The organism is Salipiger sp. 1_MG-2023, from assembly GCF_030547555.1.
Lineage (GTDB): Bacteria > Pseudomonadota > Alphaproteobacteria > Rhodobacterales > Rhodobacteraceae > Salipiger.
The window spans coordinates 15333-34587 of sequence record NZ_JAUOQN010000005.1 but is presented as its reverse complement, the minus strand read 5'-3'; the positions used below and the strand labels follow the sequence as shown (position 1 = coordinate 34587).

At 66.0% G+C, this 19255-nt stretch carries 20 protein-coding genes; 19 read left to right on the top strand and 1 reads right to left on the bottom strand.

Going from position 1 to position 19255, the window contains the following annotated elements:
• Window positions 1-113: 113 nt before the first annotated feature.
• The 4 genes from Q4543_RS04080 to Q4543_RS04065 are packed head-to-tail and all read left to right on the top strand — an operon-like array spanning window position 114 to window position 4343.
• A complete protein-coding gene (locus tag Q4543_RS04080; protein ID WP_303436484.1) occupies window positions 114-2060 on the top strand; it encodes a 4Fe-4S binding protein in 1947 nt (648 codons plus the stop codon).
• Between the two features lie 14 nt (window positions 2061-2074).
• Entirely contained in the window at window positions 2075-3148 is a 1074-nt protein-coding gene (locus tag Q4543_RS04075; protein WP_303436483.1) for an Mrp/NBP35 family ATP-binding protein, read from the top strand.
• The gene (locus Q4543_RS04070; protein ID WP_303436482.1) at window positions 3145-3849 is read left to right on the top strand and encodes a biotin/lipoate--protein ligase family protein; all 705 of its coding nucleotides are present in this window, start codon (window positions 3145-3147) and stop codon (window positions 3847-3849) included. The genes Q4543_RS04075 and Q4543_RS04070 overlap by 4 nt, the downstream gene beginning before the upstream one ends.
• A gap of 2 nt (window positions 3850-3851) precedes the next feature.
• On the top strand, window positions 3852-4343 hold the full coding sequence (locus Q4543_RS04065) for a DUF6505 family protein (RefSeq protein ID WP_303436580.1): 492 nt from the start codon (window positions 3852-3854) through the stop codon (window positions 4341-4343).
• A 203-nt stretch (window positions 4344-4546) separates the two neighbouring features.
• Here Q4543_RS04065 and Q4543_RS04060 read toward each other — a convergent pair whose 3' ends face one another.
• Window positions 4547-5128 carry a TetR/AcrR family transcriptional regulator gene (locus Q4543_RS04060; protein ID WP_303436481.1) on the bottom strand — a complete coding sequence of 194 codons (582 nt, stop codon included), beginning with the start codon at window positions 5126-5128 and terminating at the stop codon, window positions 4547-4549.
• Window positions 5129-5223: 95 nt separating this feature from the next.
• Here Q4543_RS04060 and Q4543_RS04055 point away from each other — a divergent pair, with 95 nt between their 5' ends.
• From Q4543_RS04055 to Q4543_RS03985, 15 genes are all read left to right on the top strand, one after another.
• Window positions 5224-5679, top strand: coding sequence for a cupin domain-containing protein (locus tag Q4543_RS04055; RefSeq protein WP_303436480.1), 456 nt, complete (start codon window positions 5224-5226; stop codon window positions 5677-5679).
• Window positions 5680-5974: 295 nt separating this feature from the next.
• Window positions 5975-7087, top strand: coding sequence for a zinc-binding dehydrogenase (locus tag Q4543_RS04050; RefSeq protein ID WP_303436478.1), 1113 nt, complete (start codon window positions 5975-5977; stop codon window positions 7085-7087).
• A 707-nt stretch (window positions 7088-7794) separates the two neighbouring features.
• Complete coding sequence (locus tag Q4543_RS04045) at window positions 7795-9402, top strand: ABC transporter substrate-binding protein (RefSeq protein ID WP_303436477.1); 1608 nt, start codon at window positions 7795-7797, stop codon at window positions 9400-9402.
• Between the two features lie 62 nt (window positions 9403-9464).
• Window positions 9465-10157 carry a cysteine hydrolase family protein gene (locus Q4543_RS04040; protein WP_303436476.1) on the top strand — a complete coding sequence of 231 codons (693 nt, stop codon included), beginning with the start codon at window positions 9465-9467 and terminating at the stop codon, window positions 10155-10157.
• Entirely contained in the window at window positions 10154-10840 is a 687-nt protein-coding gene (locus Q4543_RS04035; protein WP_303436475.1) for a cysteine hydrolase family protein, read from the top strand. The genes Q4543_RS04040 and Q4543_RS04035 overlap by 4 nt, the downstream gene beginning before the upstream one ends.
• A complete protein-coding gene (locus tag Q4543_RS04030; RefSeq protein ID WP_303436474.1) occupies window positions 10837-11850 on the top strand; it encodes an ABC transporter permease in 1014 nt (337 codons plus the stop codon). The genes Q4543_RS04035 and Q4543_RS04030 overlap by 4 nt, the downstream gene beginning before the upstream one ends.
• Window positions 11843-12721, top strand: a complete 879-nt coding sequence (locus Q4543_RS04025) for an ABC transporter permease (RefSeq protein ID WP_303436473.1) — start codon at window positions 11843-11845, stop codon at window positions 12719-12721. Before Q4543_RS04030 ends, Q4543_RS04025 begins: the two co-directional genes overlap by 8 nt.
• On the top strand, window positions 12718-13689 hold the full coding sequence (locus Q4543_RS04020; RefSeq protein WP_303436472.1) for an ABC transporter ATP-binding protein: 972 nt from the start codon (window positions 12718-12720) through the stop codon (window positions 13687-13689). The genes Q4543_RS04025 and Q4543_RS04020 overlap by 4 nt, the downstream gene beginning before the upstream one ends.
• Complete coding sequence (locus Q4543_RS04015) at window positions 13686-14657, top strand: ABC transporter ATP-binding protein (protein WP_303436471.1); 972 nt, start codon at window positions 13686-13688, stop codon at window positions 14655-14657. The genes Q4543_RS04020 and Q4543_RS04015 overlap by 4 nt, the downstream gene beginning before the upstream one ends.
• Window positions 14654-16114 (top strand): amidase, encoded by a 1461-nt coding sequence (locus Q4543_RS04010; RefSeq protein WP_303436470.1) that lies wholly within the window; start codon window positions 14654-14656, stop codon window positions 16112-16114. The genes Q4543_RS04015 and Q4543_RS04010 overlap by 4 nt, the downstream gene beginning before the upstream one ends.
• A gap of 3 nt (window positions 16115-16117) precedes the next feature.
• Window positions 16118-16327, top strand: coding sequence for a hypothetical protein (locus Q4543_RS04005; RefSeq protein WP_303436468.1), 210 nt, complete (start codon window positions 16118-16120; stop codon window positions 16325-16327).
• Window positions 16324-17736 (top strand): AtzE family amidohydrolase, encoded by a 1413-nt coding sequence (locus Q4543_RS04000; RefSeq protein WP_303436466.1) that lies wholly within the window; start codon window positions 16324-16326, stop codon window positions 17734-17736. Before Q4543_RS04005 ends, Q4543_RS04000 begins: the two co-directional genes overlap by 4 nt.
• Window positions 17733-18131, top strand: a complete 399-nt coding sequence (gene hpxZ / locus Q4543_RS03995) for an oxalurate catabolism protein HpxZ (protein WP_303436465.1) — start codon at window positions 17733-17735, stop codon at window positions 18129-18131. The genes Q4543_RS04000 and hpxZ overlap by 4 nt, the downstream gene beginning before the upstream one ends.
• On the top strand, window positions 18128-18817 hold the full coding sequence (locus Q4543_RS03990; RefSeq protein ID WP_303436464.1) for a GntR family transcriptional regulator: 690 nt from the start codon (window positions 18128-18130) through the stop codon (window positions 18815-18817). Before hpxZ ends, Q4543_RS03990 begins: the two co-directional genes overlap by 4 nt.
• Before the next feature lie 15 nt (window positions 18818-18832).
• Window positions 18833-19246 (top strand): hypothetical protein, encoded by a 414-nt coding sequence (locus Q4543_RS03985; protein ID WP_303436463.1) that lies wholly within the window; start codon window positions 18833-18835, stop codon window positions 19244-19246.
• Window positions 19247-19255 lie beyond the last annotated feature (9 nt).

Sequence of the window (19255 nt, the reverse complement as noted above, 5' to 3'; positions counted from 1 at the left end):
GCTGTTGCGCGATCCTGCAAAGCCGGTTGCCCAAGCTTGGACAATCAGCCTAGCCTGCGCACAGACCACAGCCGAACGGGGCCAGAAACAGGCCTCAGCCAAGGGGAAAAGACATGGCCAAGACGTTGATTACATGCGATTGTCTGGGCAGCCAGAGCATCGACGCCGCAGCGCTTGCGCAGGCCACCGGGCTGGATGTGCGCCCCCCCTGTTCGGCGCTCTGCACCAGCCAGATCGACCGCGCTGCCAAGGCGCTGAGCGGCGAGTCGGGCGAGGACGTGGTGCTCTGCTGCACCCAGGAAAGCCGCCGGTTCGAAGATCTGGCCGAAGATCTTGGCCTCGCCCCTCCTGCCCTTCTTGACCTGCGCGATCGGGCCGGATGGTCCGCCGATCCCGCGCCGAAACTGGCCAAAATGTCCGCCCTCGCCGCCGAGGCCCTGCTGCCCGCGCCGATGGGGCGGATGATGGATGTCACCTCACACGGGGCCTGTCTTGTGCTGGGCGCGCCCGAGGATGCGCTGCCCGCCGCCGATCAGCTGAGCGATTTCCTTGCGGTGACGGTGCTGCTGGACAGCGGCGCCGAGATCCCCGACGCCCCCGGTTACGACGTGATCACCGGCGCGCTGCGCCGCGCCACCGGGGCGCTTGGCGCCTTCGTCATTGCCATTGACGCGCTGCAAACCGTCGAGCCGGGCGGGCGCATCCCGACCCTGACCGCCCCAAAAGACGGGGCGCGCAGCCAATGCGATGTCATTGTGGATCTGCGCCGCGCGCCGCCGCTGTTCCCGGCGCATGAAAAGCGCGAAGGCTACCTGCGCGCCGATCCCGGTCGCCCGGCAGCGGTGAGCGCGGCGGTGCTGGCGGCCTCGCATCTTGTCGGCACCTTCGAAAAGCCGCTGTATATCCGTGCCGATCCGCTGCTTTGCGCCCATTCGCGCGCCGGGCAGACCGGCTGCACCCGTTGTCTTGATCTGTGCCCCACCGGCGCGATCACCCCGGACGGCGATCACGTCACCATCGACCCGCTGATCTGCGCCGGCTGCGGCGCGTGCTCCTCGGCCTGCCCGGCGGGCGCGGTCAGCTACGATGCGCCGCCCGTCGATCTGACGCTGCGCCGGGTGCAGACGCTGGCCAGCGCCTATCTTGAGGCGGGCGGCGTGGCCCCGCGCCTGCTGGTGCATGATGCCTACGGCGCCGAGATGATCCGGCTGGCAGCGCGCCACGGGCGCGGCCTGCCCGCCGATGTGATCCCGATGGAGCTGCCGGTGATCGGCGCCTTTGGCCATGCCGAGGCGCTGGCGGCGCGGGCCGCCGGGTTCGCCGCGGTGACGCTGCTGCCGGGGCCGGGGGCCGACCGCGACGCGCTCGCGGCGCAGACCGCGCTGGCCAGCGCCATGACCGGCGGCATCGACATCCTCGACACCCCGGACCCCGACGCGCTGAGCGAGGCGCTTTACGCCGCTGAGCCCCCGGCTCCGAGCCATGCCCCGGTGCGCCCGATCGGCAGCCGCCGTCAGGTTGCGCGGCAAGCCGCCCGCGCCCTGAACCCCGAAGGCGGCACCCTGCCCCTGCCCACGGGCGCGCCCTATGGCGCGGTGCTGGTGGATACCGACGCCTGCACCCTGTGCCTGTCTTGCGTCTCGCTGTGCCCGTCGGGCGCGCTGCTCGACAATCCCGATCTGCCGCAGCTGCGCTTCCAGGAAGACGCCTGCCTGCAATGCGGCCTGTGCGCCACCATCTGCCCCGAGGATGCCATCACCCTCGACCCCCGCATGAATCTCGACCCCAGCGCCCTGTCGCAAGAGGTGCTGAACGAGGAAGAGCCGTTTGCCTGCGTCGAATGCGGCACGCTCTTTGGGGTGAAATCCACCATCGATCGCATCACCGACAAGCTGCGCGACCACGCCATGTTCGACGGAGACAAGCTGCGGATGATCCAGATGTGCGATGACTGCCGCGTCAATGCGCAGTATCACAGCGCCGGCAACCCGCTCGCCGGGCGCGAACGCCCGCGCCCGCGCACCACCGACGACTACCTGTCCAAGCGCCGCGACCACTGACCTCAGGAGACCCCATGACCGACGCCCCCACCCGCGACGCCATCCTTGCCGCGCTGAAAACCATCGACGACCCGGTGGCAGGCGGCGACATCGTTGCCAGCGGCGCGATGCGGGCGCTGAATGTTTCGGGCGGCGCGGTGCGCTTCGTGCTTGAAATCGCGCCCCGGCACGCCGCCGCCTATGACACCGTCAAAACCCGCGCCGAAGAGGTGCTGCGCGCCCTGCCCGGCGTTGCCTCTGTGTCGATCGTGATGACCGGCCATACCGAAAAGGCGCCGCCGCCCGATCTCAAGCCCCAGCGCGCCGCCGCCCCCAAGGGCCCGCAGAAGGTGCCCGGGATCGGCCGCATCCTCGCCATTGCCAGCGGCAAGGGCGGCGTCGGCAAATCCACCGTCTCGGCCAATCTTGCGGTGGCGCTGGCGATGATGGGACGGCGCGTCGGGCTGCTCGATGCGGATGTCTACGGGCCAAGCCAGCCTCGGATGCTGGGCGTGTCGGGGCGGCCCGCCAGCCCCGATGGCAAGACCATCCTGCCGATGCGCAACCACGGCGTGACGATGATGTCGATCGGCCTGATGACCAATGACGATCAGGCGGTGGTCTGGCGCGGCCCGATGCTGATGGGCGCGCTGCAACAGATGCTCTCGCAGGTGCAATGGGGGGCGCTTGACGTGCTGATCGTCGATCTGCCGCCCGGAACTGGCGATGTGCAGATGACGCTGGCGCAAAAGGCGCAGGTCGACGGCGCGGTGATCGTGTCGACCCCGCAGGACGTGGCGCTGATCGACGCGCGCAAGGGCATCGACATGTTCCAGCAATTGCACGTGCCCATCGTCGGCATGATCGAGAACATGAGCACCCATGTCTGTTCCGCCTGCGGCCACGAGGAACATGTCTTTGGCCATGGCGGCGTCGCTGCCGAAGCGGCCAAGCTGGGCGTGCCGCTGCTGGCCGAGGTGCCGCTGGATCTGCAGATCCGGCTGGCCTCTGACGGCGGCGCACCCATCGCCATCAGCCAGCCCGACAGCCCGCAGGCGCAGGCGTTTCACACCATCGCGCGCGATCTGGTGGCGCGGGGGGTCGCATGAGCACGCTGAGCTTTCCGCCGCTGATGTATGGCGAAGAGGTGAGCGCGGATGCCTTTGCCCATGCCTGCATGAAGGCGACCATGGGCTGCGATGCGGGCATGATCGCCCATGCCTTTGCCCCCAACCGGATGGAGGCGGCGCTGGTCTTTGCCCCCGAGGTGCCCTTGCGCCGCGCCATGGCGATGCTGCCGCTCTGCGGGGTCGGCTTTCAGAACGCGCTTGGCGCGCTGGCCCCACCCGAGGTGGCGGTGCATCTGGGCTGGGACGGCACGCTGTATCTGAACGGGGCGCGCTGCGGCGGGTTTCGCGCCATGGCCTCGGGGACAGACCCCGAGGTGGTGCCCGACTGGCTGGTCATCGGCGTCGCCCTGCCGCTCTGGCCCGAAACCGACCGCCCCGGCGACACGCCCGACCAGACGACGCTGTACGGCGAAGGCTGCCCCGACGTGATGCCGCCGCAGCTGGTCGAGGCCTGGGCGCGCCACACGCTGCACCATCTCAACAGCTGGGAACAGGACGGCCCGCGCGCGCTGCATGCCGACTGGCGCGGCCTTGCGCACTCGCTCGGCGAAGACATCACCCAAGGCGCGGCCAGCGGCACTTTTGTCGGCGTCGATGAAGATTTCGGGATGCTGCTGCGCGATGCCGACGGCGACACCCGCCTGATCCCCCTCACCACCCTGCTGGAGACCGCCCCATGAGCCTGCACCTCGCCCGCGCCATCCATTTTGACGAAAGCGACATGCGGGTGTTTGCCAGCCCGGCGCGCACCGGCGAATGGTGCCTGTCCGGCGGGTTCGAGTTTTCCGACTGGACCGAGGCCGATCTGACCGGCAAAGCGCGGCAGGCCTTTTCCAATGGCTGGCTCGGGCTGGAAACCTTTGGCCGGGTGACCTTTGTCGCGGTGACGCAGGTCGAGCCTGCCGAGCTTGACACACTGACCGATCTGCTGGCGCAGCATTTCGTCACCTATTACGGCGCGCCCTCGGTCGAGGCTGCCCGCCCGGTCGCCGCCGAGGAACTGGCGCAGATGGCCGAGCTTTGCGCCGGGCACGCGCCCAATACCCTGCTGACCGTGGCGCGCGAGCTGACGCCATCGGGCGTGCGCGAGGCGTTCCGGGTGATCGAACCGCAGGCCGCCGAGCTGGATCTGTTCGCCGTGCACGGCGCGCTCGACGATCCGCACGAGCACTAGATCCGGCAGGTGACATCGCCCATGGGACGGTTTCATCACAACCGGCGCGAGCTTTGCGGGGATCGGGGCGTCGATCAGCCTGCGGCAGTGGACACCAACGGCTAATCGTCCGCGATCCCTGAGCCGTCGATGCAGGCCGCCAGCTGGCCACGCCTCAAACCGGCGCCCTCCGCGCCGTCCCGCCATACAACAGCGACGGGGCCTCAAAGCAGCCGGTCGAGCATCGCATCGACCATGAAGCCAACGGCCTCCCGCGCCTGATCGGGCGTTGAGCCAGCAACGTCGACGAGGGCAATCATCGCCTCCATTCCGGTGGCGGCGGACAGGCCGCGGACAAGCATCTCTGTCTGATCATCGGGCAGCCCGGTGTCATGCTCCGACAAGGCGCGGCGAAACATGCTGATGCGGCGCGCGCCCCGGGCGGTCGCGTGGCTCTGCGCCTGCCAATCACGCAGCGCCGCAGCGAGGAATTGCCGGAAACCGGTTTCATTCTCGAGCGCAAGATCCAGAAAGTACAGGCAGATCGCCTTGAGCTTGCCGCGCAGGTCAGGCTGATCGCCGACGACGGCCTCGTAGGGCTTCACCGCAATGTCGAGCACCGCCTCTGCCACCAGCACGTCGGGGGTGGAAAAATAGCGATAGCTGGTCGCCTTGGACACGCCATTTTTTGCGGCGGCGGCGGCGACCGTAACGGGCTTGCCTTCCAGCAGCAGCTCCCGCGCACCATCCAGAATGGCCTGACGCGTGCGTGCGCGCTGTGAGGATCGGTCCGGGGAATTGGTCATACGGCCTTCCATGCCCTGCGTTATATAGGACTCTTGTCTTATTTTGAGACTCATGTATCATTTTCGTTGAACAGGGTCAAATACGGAGTATCGGCATGACACCGCTTCCACGCACCTATGACGTTCTGAACATCCTGTTGAAGTTTCACGCCTTTCCCGAGGAGGTCGACGGCAAATACTGCCTTGTCGAATGTCTTGTCCCTGTCGGCGCCGGAGCGCCACCGAACCATCACGCAGGTGAGACCGAGGGGTTTTTCATTCTGGAAGGTCAGGTCGCCTTCAACATCTGCGGTGAGGATCGGCTTGCGGGGCCGGGCGACTTTGTTGCCATTCCCGACGGGGCCATGCACGCGTTTCAGGCTATCGGCGATGGCCCGGCGCGGCTTTTGATCCTCAATGCGCCGGGGCAGATGCACAAGGCATTCTTTACCGGTATCGGCACGGCGCTTCCGGACACTCAGACCACCCTGCCAGAGCCGTCCAAGCCCGATCTGGCCGCTGTCCTGAAGGTAGCGCAACAGGTGGGCATGACGATCCCGGCGCCGCAATAGGCCGATGTTGAGGTGCAAGGCGGGCGAACGCTTGCTGCGCATCATCAGGCGCTTTGCGCGGCCAGCCGGCCTTCGATGATGCGGGGGCGAGTGCCGGTGCGCCGAAGGGTTGTTTGTCGACAAATGAGTGCCTTCGCGTCCGGCGGGCAGGATTGACGGCGTTTTCCGCTCGCTTCGGGCAGTGGCAGTGCTATCTGCATGCACCATACAGAGGAGGGCCAACAGCGCGCCCCGGCTCAGCCCGGCGCGCCGATCACCAACCCTCCTCGCGACACCGACTTTTGGAGACTGCAAAATGGCGACCACCGGCAAGCAATTGTTCACGACATTGGACGCGGACGGAACGTTGACCGTCGCGATCGAAACCGTGTCCCTGCCAGATCCGACCGGCAATCAGGTGCTGGTGAAAATGGAAGCGGCGCCGATCAACCCGTCGGACCTCGCCATTCTGGTCGGGGCGGCCGATATGGAAAATGCCAGCTATTCGCCCGGCAAATTCGTCGCAAAAGTGCCCGAGCCAGCCAACGCGGGCTCAAAAGCACGACACGGGCTCAAGCTGCCAGCCGGGAACGAGGGCGCCGGAACGGTGGTTGCGGCTGGCGACAGCGACACGGCCAAAGCCTTGCTCGGACAGCGCGTTTCCTGTGTGCCGGGCAATGCCTACAGCCAGTATTGCCTCGCCGATGCGGCCATGTGCCTGCCGCTGGGCGATCATTCTGCCGAGGAAGGCGCAAGCGCTTTCGTCAACCCGATGACCGCGCTGGGGTTCGTCGAGAATGCCAAGATGGATGGGCAGGACGCGATCCTGCACACGGTCGGGGCCTCCAACCTCGGCCAGATGCTGACCCGCATCTGCAAGGAAGATGGCATCGGTCTGGTCAATATCGTCCGCAAGGACAGTCAGGTCGACCTTCTCAAAGAGCTGGGCGCCACCCATGTCGTCAATTCCTCGGACAGCGACTTCATGCGCCAGCTGTGCGCCGCCATTGATGACACCGGCGCGTTTTATGGCTTTGATCCGGTTGGCGGCGGCCAGACGGTGGACACGGCCTTCAAGGCCATGGAGCAGGTCGCGGTCAGCCGGATGACAGAATATTCGCGCTATGGCTCGACCCAGCCCAAGCGCATGTTCATCTACGGGCGTCTGGACACGGGCCCCACGACCCTGTCGCCGAGCTACGGCTTTGGCTGGACCCTGTCGGGCTGGCTGCTGTTCCCCTTCCTGCAATCGGCCGGGCAGGACACCGTCAGCCGTATGCGCAAACGCGTGCGCGACAACCTCACCACCACCTTTGCCAGCCATTACAAGTCGCGCGTCAATCTTGAAGAGATGCTGACCAAAGAGGCCGTGACCGATTATCGCGCGATGAAGACCGGTGAGAAATACCTCGTTACGCCCTGGTCGTAATGCCACATCGGCGAAGTGGTCCGGTTGTGTCCGGGTCGCTTCGGCACCGAATTGACCGGCAGCGGCGCGGGCAAGACTTGGCCTGCTGTACGCGCGCAAAGAGGAGCGCCAGCGAACCGGGCTGGCGCTTTTCAAGGAACCACATGTGGCACGACCCGACGGTGGTCGGTGCCACAGCGCCGCGAGAGGGCATCTGAGCGCTGGCGCTGACCTCGACCGCGTGAAGATCTCTGGTCCTTGCGTGCGTGGCGATGCGCCCCTTGCGCTTGCGATGCGACGGGCGGCGTTTGCGACCCAGCCTTTCCCGCATCAGGCAGCAGCATATCTGCCCAAATCCTGTTGAAAATTACAGGGCTCACCCCGTCCCGATCTCCACAACCGGCTGACCCTGCGCAGGGCATCCGCCCCGACCGTCACAGGTTCTGGGCGCGGCGCCCCAGTTCGCGCTCAAAATAGAATCAAACATTACGATCATATCGAACACACACCCCTGATCAGATCTGCCAAATGTGCACATAACGATTCATAATTAATCAAACATTGCATACACGAATATACTTTACGCAAAAATTGCGGCGGCCTCGGGCGTTGGCCTAGCAAAGCTTCGCACCGGCCCCCGCCCCGCCTTTGGTGAACTGCGAGACCAGCAGGGGGTCACCCCCTGCCCCAAGAAAAAGAGTCTCGGACCGATCCAACAGGAGCTTGAAATGACCATTTCTGCCTCGATCAAGGCGCTGAGCATCAGCGCGATGATCGCCTCCTCGGCGGCCTTGCCCGCCATGGCGCAGTCGCGCAACGATGTGATCATTGCCGTGGGCGAACAGGGGCCAAACTCCCTTGACACCCAGACCCCCACGTCAAACGACTACACCCGCATGGTGGCCTTGCAGGTCTATGACCGGCTGGTGAAACACGGCGTGAAGACGCTCGAAGACGGCACGCAAGTCTATGACAAGACCGTGGTTCTTCCCGAACTTGCCACCAGCTGGGAGGTCAGCGAGGATGGCAAGGAACTGACCTTCCATCTGCGCGAGGACGCCACCTTTCACGATGGCTCGCCGGTCGAGGCCAAGGATGTCGAATGGTCCTTTGCCCGCGCCGTCGCCGCCGGGGGCTTTCCGCTGATCCAGATGGGCGCCGGGTCGATGACCGAGGCCGATCAGTTCGAAGCCGTCGACACCCACACGTTCAAGATTCATGTCCCCGATGGCAACAAGCTGGCGCTGCCGGATCTGACCACGCCGATCCCCATCGTGCTCAACTCCGACCTTGCGCTGGAACATGCCACCGAAGATGACCCTTGGGCGACCGAATGGCTGGCAAACAACACCGCGGGCGGCGGGGCCTACACTGTCGCGCGCTGGACGCCGGGCAATGAGATTGTCTTTCAGCGCTTTGACGACTGGAAGAACGGCGATCTGCCCGCGATGAAAACCGTGGTCTATCGCCAGATCGCCTCTGCCGGCACCCGTCGCGCCCTGCTGGAAAGCGGCGATGCGGATGTATCCGTCGGCCTGCCCCCCAAGGATTTCGCCGAGCTGGGCGCAGGCGACAAGGTCAAGGTCATCGGCGTGCCCAAGCAATCGGCCATCGTGAACCTTGAGATTAACGTCACCATGCCGCCGTTCGACAACCCCTTGGTGCGCGAGGCGATGGCCTATGCCATTCCCTATGATGCGATCATGGAAAACGCCTTTTATGGCCGCGCCACGCCGATGTATGGGGCCGACAGCACCGAGTATGACGCCGCCTGGCCCGTGCCCAGCCCCTATTCCACCGATCTGGACAAGGCCAAGGCGCTGCTGGCCGAAGCGGGCTATGCCGACGGGTTTGAAAGCACGATCTATCTGGATCTGTCGCGCGCCACGGTGCGCGAACCGATTGCCCTGATGATCCAGCAGAACCTCAAGGAAATCGGCGTCGATGTGTCGATCGAAAAGGTGCCCGGCTCGAACTGGTTCTCCAAGATGCTGGAAAAATCCATGCCGATGGCGGTGACCAGCTTCCACGCATGGCTCGACTGGCCGGAATACCATTTCTACTGGACCTATTACGGCGCCAACAATTCGGTGTTCAACGTCGCCTCGCATGTGGATGAGGCGCTGGATGCACAAATCCAGAAGGCCCGGTTTGAAACCGACCCGGATGCCTATGAGGCCGAAATTAAAAGCATCATCGGCACCGTCATGACCGAGCTGCCCAAGATCCCGATCGCGCAGGATTACATGGATGTCGCGATGCAGAACGACATCGAAGGCTATGTCTACTGGTTCCACACCTTCCTTGATTTCCGCACCATCTCGCGCGCGGACTGACCCTGCCCTTGGGGGCGGCCCGCGTCGCCCCCTTCATGCCCTTTCCCGTTAGGAGCAGCCCCATGACCTCGCATGTTTCGGGCCTTTATCCCTGGCCCTTCGACGGTGACTTGCGCCCCGAAAACACCGCCCTGATCATCATCGACATGCAGATCGATTTCTGCGGCGTCGGTGGCTGGGTGCATTCGCGCGGGGTCGATCTGCGCAACACCCGGCGCGCCATTGCGCCGTTGCAAACCCTGCTGGACGTGCTGCGCCCCGCCGGGGTGACGATCATCCACACCCGCGAAGGCCACCGCCCCGATCTGAGCGACTTGCCCGCCAACAAGCTGTGGCGCTCGCAACAGCTGAACGGCAATGGCATTGGCGGGCAGGGACCATTGGGGCGCTACCTGATCCGGGGCGAGCCGAACTGGGACATCATCCCCGAACTGGCCCCCGCCCCCGGAGAGATCATCATCGACAAGCCCGGCAAGGGCGCCTTCATGGGCACCGATCTGGACACGGTGCTGCGCAACCGCGGCATCCGCAACCTGATGATCGCCGGGGTCACCACCGATTGCTGCGTGCAATCCACCCTGCGCGACGCCAATGACCGGGGCTTTGAATGCCTGCTGCTCGAGGATTGCTGCGGCGCCGCCACCCACGCCAACCATGACGCACAGGTCGAAATGCTGCGCCTGTCCAACGGGCTGTACGGCTCGATATCGACATCGGGCGCGGTCATCGCCGCCCTGACCGGAGCCGCCGCATGACCGATTTTCCGCAAGTGAATTCAGCCCCCTACCCGTGGCCCTTTGACGGGCGGTTTGCGCCCGCGGACACCGCGTTGATCATCATCGACATGCAGCGCGATTTCTGCGACCCCGATGGCTGGGTTGGCCAGCACGGCGCTGACGTGGCCCCGATGCGCGCCATGATCGCGCCGATCCGCGCGGTGCTGGAGCGGATGCGCGAACTGGGCTTTCCGGTCATCCACACCCGCGAAGGCCACCGCCCCGATCTGGCCGATCTGAATGAAAACAAGCGCTGGCGCTCGGCGCGGGAGGGCGCGGAAATTGGCACCACCGGCCCCTGCGGGCGGATGCTGACGCGGGGCGAGCCGGGCTGGGAAATCGTGCCCGAGCTGACGCCTTTGCCCGGCGAGCCGATCATCGACAAGCCCGGCAAGGGTGCGTTTTACGCCACCGATCTGGAACAGATCCTGCACGCGCGCGGCATCCGCAACCTGATCTTTACCGGCGTCACCACCGATTGCTGCGTGCACACCACCATGCGCGACGCCAATGACCGGGGCTTTGAATGCATGTTGCTCGACGATTGCTGCGCCGCCTCGGCCCCGCATAACCACGCGGCGATCCTGACGTTCACCACCATGGGCGACGGGCTGTTCGGCACCGTCGCGCCCTCGGCCCGGTTGTTCGAGGCGCTGGCATGATCAAGCTGATCGCCAAGCGGTTCCTTAGCGCGCTGCCCAGCCTGATCGGGGTGATCATCGTCACCTTCGTGATCAGCCATTCGCTGCCCGGCGACCCGGCGGCCTATTTCGCAGGCCCCTCGGCCACGGCAGAATCGATCGCGGAAACCAAGGCGCGACTGGGGCTGGACCAGCCGCTGCCGGTGCAATTCGTCGCCTATGTGGGCGATCTGATGCAGGGCGATCTGGGCCGCTCGTTCAATTCGGGCCAGCCGGTGCTGACCGACCTGATCCGCCGCCTGCCCGCGTCGTTCGAGCTGACGCTTTACGCGCTGGTGTTTGCGATTGTCGTCGCGGTGCCGCTGGGCCTGTGGGCGGCGGTCAATCCGGGGTCGTGGATCGACCATCTGTGTCGGGGCACGGTGACGGCGGCGGCGGCCTTCCCGTCGTTCTTTACCGCGCTGGTGCTAATTTTCGTGTTTTACTATAAACTTGGCTGGGCCCCGTCGCCCATCGGGCGGTTGGCGATCTACTTCCCGCTGCCCCCCACGATTACCGGCTTTTTCACCATCGACGCGCTGATCGCGGGGGATTTCGCCACCGCGCGCGCCGCTTTGGGGCAGCTTATCCTTCCCGCTATCTCGCTGGGGCTGTTCGCGCTGGCCCCGCTGGCGCGGATGACGCGCGCCTCGATGATCGGGGTGCTGGGCAGCGATTTCATCACCACCGCCAAGGCCGAAGGCCTGCCCCGCCGCACCATCCTGTGGACCTACGGGTTTCGCAACGCGCTGCTGCCGGTGGTCAATATCCTTGGCATGATCTTTTCCTTCCTACTCGGGGCGAATGTGCTGATCGAACAGGTGTTTGGCTGGCCCGGCATCGGCTCTTACGCGGTCGAGGCGGTGCTGACATCGGACTATGCCGCCATTCAGGGCTTTGTCGTGATGATGGCCATTCTCTACATCCTGCTCAATCTGGGCGTGGATATCCTCAACATGATCGTTGATCCAAGGGTGCGCTACGATGACTGACCAGATTGCCCCTCCAGAGCCCTCGCGGCTGGCCACCCTCTGGTCCGGCTTTGCCCATGCGATGAAAAGCAACCCGCTGACCGCCTTTGCCATGGCGCTGTTCTTGCTGTTCGTCATCGCCGCCGTGCTGGGGGAAACCATCGCGCCCTACGATCCGCTCGCCAGCACCGGGGCGACGCTGCAACCGCCCAGCTGGGCGCATCCCTTTGGCACCGACCAGCTGGGCCGCGACGTGCTGAGCCGCACCATCGTCGCCGCCCGCGTCGATTTCGGCATTGCCATCGCGGCGGTGTCGATCTCGTTCCTGCTTGGGCTCGGGCTGGGGGCGGCGGCGGGCTATTATGGCGGCTGGACCGACCGGATCGTGGGCCGCATGGTCGATACGATCATGGCCTTTCCGCTGTTCGTTCTGGCGATGGGGGTGGTGGCGGCGCTTGGCAACACGGTGTGGAACATCGTCTACGCCACCGCCATCATCAACCTGCCGTTTTACATCCGCTTTGCCCGCGCCGAGGTGAATTCCCGCCGCGATGCCGGTTTTGTCGAGGCCGCGCGACTCAGCGGCAATGGCTCGGTGCGCATTCTGGCGGTGCATCTGGTGCCCAACATCCTGCCGCCGATGATGGTGCAGGTGTCGCTGAACCTTGGCTGGGCGATCCTGAACGCGGCGGGGCTGTCGTTCATCGGGCTGGGGGTGCGCCCGCCCACCCCGGAATGGGGGATCATGGTGTCCGAAGGTGCGAATTACATCTTCTCGGGCGAGTGGTGGATCTTTTTCTTTCCCGGCATGGCGCTGGTGCTGGCGGTGTTCTGTTTCAACCTGCTGGGCGACGGGCTGCGCGACATCATCGATCCGAAAGGGCGCACATGACCCCGTTGCTTGATATCCAGAACCTCAGCGTCGATTTCGCCACCCGTGACGGCACGGTGCATGCGCTGGAAAACGTCTCGTTCCAACTGGCGCGCGGCGAGACCATGGGCCTCGTCGGAGAGAGCGGCTCGGGCAAATCGGTGTCGGCCTATGCGGTGATGCGGCTGCTGGGCGGCTCGGCGCGGGTGCGGGCGGATCGGATGATCTCGGGCGGGGTCGATTTGTTGACCGCCACCGACGCCGAGGTCGCCGCCCTGCGCGGCAAGCGCATGACGATGATCTTTCAGAACGCCCGCTCGGCGCTGAACCCGATCCGCCCGATCGGGCAACAGATCGCCGATGTGCTGCGCGTTCACCGCGCCATGCCGCGGCGCGCTGCCAAACAGGCCGCCATCGCCGCCTTGGCCGAGGTGCGCATCCCCGATCCCGAACGCCGCTATCACGCCTATCCGTTCGAGCTGTCGGGCGGCATGTGCCAGCGGGTGATGATCGCGCTGGCCTTTGCCAGCGAGCCGGAACTGCTGATCGCGGATGAGCCGACCACTGGCCTGGATGTGACCACGCAGGCCGTCATCATGGATCTGATCCGCGAGAAATCCTCGCAGCGGCGCATGTCGACCATCCTGATCACCCATGATCTGACGCTGGCGGCGGAATATTGCGACCGTTTCGCGGTGATGCACGCAGGCCATGTGGTGGAACAGGGCACCACCGCCGACATCTTTGAACGGGCGGCGCACCCCTATACCGGGCTGTTGATGAAGGCGACGCCGCATGGCGCATCGAACCTGTCGGACCTTGCGGCGATCCCCGGATCGCTGCCCGACCTGCGCCGCGATCTGCCGCCCTGTCGCTTTGTGCATCGCTGCGCGCACAGCGCCCCGGCCTGCGCCGCCGCGCTGCCGCGCGTGCCACTTCACCCCAGCCACGAGGTGTCCTGCCACATGCCATGGAAGGTTTCCGCATGAGCGATCCGCTTCTTGAACTCGACGCGCTGCAAAAGATCTACCCCACCGGGTCGGGCCAGCTGCACGCGGTGGATGGCGTCAGCCTGACGCTGAACCGGGGCGAAAGCCTTGGGCTGGTGGGGGAATCCGGCTGCGGGAAATCAACGCTGGTACGGGTGCTCGCCCGGCTGATCGACCCGAGCGCCGGGGTAATCCGCATCGATGGGCAAAGCATCGGCGACATCCCCGCGCGGCGCTTTGGCACCCACCCGCAGCGCAAGCGCATTCAGGTGGTGTTCCAGGACCCGACCGATAGCCTCAACCCGCAGTTTCGCATCTTTGACAGTATCGCCGACCCGCTGCGCCGACTGGGCGGGCGCAAAACCCGCACCGAGGTCAGCGACGCCGTGCACGAGGCCGCGCGCATCACCCGCCTGCCGCCCGAACTGCTGATGCGCTATCCCCATCAGCTATCGGGCGGGCAAAAGGCCCGTGTCGGCATCGCCCGCGCCATCATCTTGCGCCCCGATGTGCTGATCCTCGACGAGCCGACCTCGGCGCTGGATGTGTCGGTGCAGGTGGTGATCCTGCAATTGCTGGGCGAATTGCGCGAAACGCTTGGCATGAGCTATCTGTTCGTCAGCCATGATCTGAACGTGGTCAAGCTGGTCTGCGACCGGGTGGCGGTGATGTATCTGGGCAAGATCATCGAATGCGCCCCGGTGGATCAGATATTCGCGCGCCCCGCGCACCCCTATACCCGCGCGCTGCTCTCGGCCATTCCGGGGGCGCGCGACACCGCCCGCATCCGGCTGGACGGTGAGCCGCGCAGCCCCATCGACCCCGACCCCAACGTCTGCCGCTTTTACGGGCGTTGCTCGATGGGTCAGGAGATCTGCGCCCAGAAGGCCCCGCCCCTGACCAATATCGGCGCCCATTCCGCCGCCTGCCATTTCCGATTGGATACAAGACAAGAGGTGCTCGCATGAGCCTGACCCATCAAGATTACGCCACCCTGTCCGCCGCCGAGATCGCCGAGGCGGTCGCGAGCGGCACGTATTCCGCTGCCGAGGTGAGCGAGGCCGCCATTGCCCGGATGGAGCTGACCGAGCCGCATCTGCACGCCTTCTGCAACCCCGCGCCAGAGCTCGCGCGCAAGACCGCAGCCAGCATCGATGCGGCGCGCGCGGCGGGTGAACCGCTGGGTCCGCTGGCGGGGGTTCCGGTGGGGATCAAGGATCTGGTCGCGACCAAGGATCTTGTCACCGCCATGGGCTCGACCATCTACCGCGACTTCCTGCCCGAAGACGACGATATCGTGGTCGAACGGCTGAAGGCCGCAGGCGCGGTGATCATCGGCAAGACCAACGTGCCGGAATTGGGCTACAGCGGCGTCGGCCACAACCCGGTGTTCGAGACCACGCGCAACCCGTGGAACACCGAATTGACGCCGGGCGGGTCTTCGGCCGGGTCGGGGGCATCGGTCGCGGCGGGGGTCACGCCGTTTGCCATCGGCTCGGATGGCGGCGGATCGGTGCGCATCCCCTCGGCCCATTGCGGGCTGGTCGGGGTCAAGGCGTCGATGGGCCGCGTGCCTTTGTGGCCCGGCTGCCGCGATGAACGCTTCCCCGGCGTATCCAGTTGGGAGAGCCTTGAACATATCGGCCCGATGGCGCGCACGGTATCCGACGCGGCCCTGATGCTGTCGGTGATCACCGGCCCCGACATGCGCGACCGCCACAGCATCCCGGCGGATGTGAACTGGCTGGAGGCAGCCAAGGCGGGCGATCTGCCAAAGCTGCGCATCGCCTTCAGCGAAGATTTCGGCTATCTCGCGGTGGACCCCGAGGTGCGCCGCGTGGTGCGCGAGGCCGCAGCCGTGTTCGAGCGTGATCTGGGCTGCGAGGTGGTCTCGACCGATCCCGGCTGGAGCGATCCGGGCAATGATTTCTGGGGCCTCGTGCTGGCCGACAGCGACCTTGCCGGGATGCGCGCGTGGTTGCCCGAACACGGTGCCAACATGTCGCCGCATCTGGTGCAGATGTTGCAGACCCGGCATGATGACGAGGCGCTGACCAATGCAAACATGGCCCGCAAAAAGCTGTGCAACATCGCGGCGCGGTTCTTTGGGCAGTACGATCTGCTGATCTCGCCGACGCTGACGGTGCCGCCCTTTGCGCTGCACATGCAGGGGCCGGAAAAGACCGAAGGGCGCATCGTCGACCCATCAGCCTGGCTGGGCTTCTGCTTTCCGTTCAACATGACCGGCCAGCCGGCGGCCTCGGTTCCGGCGGGGCTGACCAGCGATGGCCTGCCGGTGGGCTTGCAGATCGTCGGGCGGCATCTGGACGACCCGCTGGTGCTTCGCGCCGCCGCCGCCTTCGAGACCGCGCGCCCGTGGTCGGCCCTGCGCCCGCCGTTGATCGACATGCTGGAAGGAGCGTAACCCGTGGCCCATACCATTGACGACGCCCGCCGCGCACTGGCTGCGCTTGGCTTTCACCCCGCCGCAGACCGTCTGCCTGCCATCGCCGCGATTCTGGATCAGAACGCGGCGGCGGTCAGCGTGGTGATGAACGCGCCGCTGCGCCCGGCTTGCGAAAACGCCCCGGTGTGGCGTGTACCGGTCTGGAACCAGAGCGGAAAGGACACCGCATGACGACCGCCTGGATCGACCTTTCCGCCCATGAGATCGCCGCACAGGTCCGCAGTGGCACCATGACCGCGCGCCAATCGGTGCAGGCGGCACTCGCCCGCCTGCGCGACACCGACCCCGGCCTGATCGCATTCACCACCGTGACCGAAGCCCGCGCCCTTGCCCGCGCCGATGCCATCGACGCGCAGCTTGCCGCGGGGCAGGATCCCGGCCTGCTCACCGGCGTGCCCTTTGCGGTCAAGGATCTGGTGGATGTGGCTGGCGTGATCACGCGCGCAGGATCGAAGATCAACCTCGACAATGCCCCCGCAAGTGCTGATGCCCCGGTTGTCGCCCGGCTGGAAGCGGCGGGCGGCATCCTCATCGGCGCGCTGAACATGGGCGAATATGCTTATGATTTCACCGGAGAAAACGCGCATGTCGGGTCCACCCGCAATCCGCGCGACCCGTCGCGGCGCCCCGGCGGCTCATCGGGCGGGTCGGGCGCGGCGGTCGCCGCTGGCATGGTGCCGCTGGCCGTGGGGTCCGATACCAACGGGTCGATCCGGGTGCCATCCAGCTGGTGCGGGCTGTTCGGGCTCAAGGCGACCTATGGGCGGGTGCCGCGCACCGGCACCTTTCCCTTTGTCGACAGCTTCGATCACATCGGCCCGATAGCGCGCTCTGTGCAGGATCTCGCCATCGCGCTGGAGGCGATGCAGGGCGTCGATGCAGGCGATCCGGCAAGCCAAGACCACCCGCCCTGCCCGGCGCTGAGCACGCTTGAAACCGGCATCGGCGGGCTGCGCCTTGCCCGCGGCGCCGGGCATTTCGCCCCCGCCCCCGGCCCCGCCAAGGACGCGCTGGATCGTTGCTGCGCCGCGCTTAGCATCACCGCCGAGATCACCCTGCCGGGCGTGGCCGAGGCCCGCGCCGCCGCGATGATCATCACTGCAGTCGAAGGCGCGGCGACCCATGTGGAATCGCTGCAAACCCGCCCCGAGGATTTTGGCGCCCCGATCCGCGACCGTCTGATCGCGGGCGCGCTGATCCCCGGCGTGGCCTATGTGCGCGCGCAGCGCCTGCGCCGCCAGTTTGCCGAAGATATGGCCCGCGTGTTCGAAAGCGTCGATGCGATCCTTGTGCCCACCACGCCTTTTGCCGCGCCGCCCATCGACGACGACATGATCATGGTGAACGGGCGGCCCGAGAATTACCGCGCCCATATCGGCCCCTATGTGCAGCCCATCAGCTTTATCGGCCTGCCGGTGGTGTCGGTCCCGGTGCAGAACGCCGACGGGGCGCTGCCCATCGGCGTGCAGATCATCGCGCCGCCTTGGCGCGAAGACATCGCCCTGCGTATCGCCCGCGCGCTGGAAGCCTCTGGCACCTGCGCCGCCCCCACTGCCCAGATCAAAGAGACCACCGCATGACCCGCGACGACATCAACCTGCCCGGCCCGCTGGCCGAAATCACCGCCGCCTTCAACCGCTATGAGGCGGCGCTGATCGGCAATGACGTCGAGGTGCTGGACGAGCTGTTCCTGATCGATGCGCGCACCATTCGCTATGGCATCGCCGAGAACCTCTATGGCCACGCCGAGATCGCGGAATTTCGCGCCTCGCGTCCCGCAACCGGGCATGACCGCAGGCTGGATCGCACGGTCATTACCTCTTATGGCAGCGATTTCGCCACGGCGATGACCCTGTTCCACCGGGGCGGCGGCGATCGCATCGGGCGGCAATCGCAGACATGGGCGCGCATCGATGGCAACTGGCGCATCGTCGCGGCCCATGTCAGCGTCATCCCAACCCCGGAGGCTGTATGAGCGACACCCCCCCACCGCTGCGCCTTGCCCCCGGCGAAACCCGCACCGCCGCGCTGGTGCGCGAGCTGAGCGCGCAGATCGTTTCGGGCAAGCTGCCACCGGGGAAGAAACTGGACGAAGCCGCCATCGGCGATCTTTTCGGCCTGTCGCGCACCCCCGTGCGCGAGGCGCTGCGCGAGCTGGCGGTGATCGGTCTGGTCGAAACCCGCCCGCATCGCGGCGCCTATGTGGCCGAGGTCTCGACCGCGCAGATGATGGAAAAATTCGAATTCATGGCCGAACTCGAAGGTCTGTGCGCAGGCTATGCCGCCCGTCGCATGACGGCGGATGACAAGGCGCGGCTCGACAAGATCCACGATGGCGGCATGGTGCTGGTCGAACGCCGCGACCGGGCGGGATATCGCGCCCACAACACGATCCTGCACGAGGCCATCTATGAGGGGGCCCGCAACGACAGCTTGCGCGACGCCACCCTGTCGATCCGCCGCGCGGTGGCCGCCTTTCGCGCCGCGCAGTTCGATCTCAAGGAGCGGATCGGCAATTCGCAGGTCGAACATGGGCTGATCATTGCCGCGATCCGCGCTGGCGATGCGGATCAGGCGAGCCAGCTGATGCGCCGCCATATCCTGACCGTGATGCAGGCCGCCGAGGCTTATCTGCGCGAAAAGCGCGTGATCCCCATCTGACAAAAGGCCCCAGCAATGACCCCTTCTTTCCCCGACACCCTGCTGTTGGCCGTCTGCGGCGCGCATATGCGCGGCATGGCGCTTGAATCCCAGATGCAGAGCTGCGGCGCGCGCTATGACAGCGACGCGCAAACCGATGACAGCTATCGGTTTTACGCGCTGACCGCCAAGGACCCGATCCGCCCCGGCCTGATCCGGGGCATGCCGGGCAGCGGCGCGCCGATCGCGGTCGAATTGTGGGCGATCTCGCCCGCCGGGCTGGGCAGGCTGATGAGTATGATCGACGCGCCCCTTGGCATCGGCACCGTGACGCTGTCTGACGCGCGCCGGGTCAAAGGCTTTGTCTGCGAAGCCATCGCCGCCACGGCGGATGCGCAGGACATCACCGAGCTTGGCTCGTGGCGCCGCTTTCTCGCGACCCGAACATAAAGGACCCCC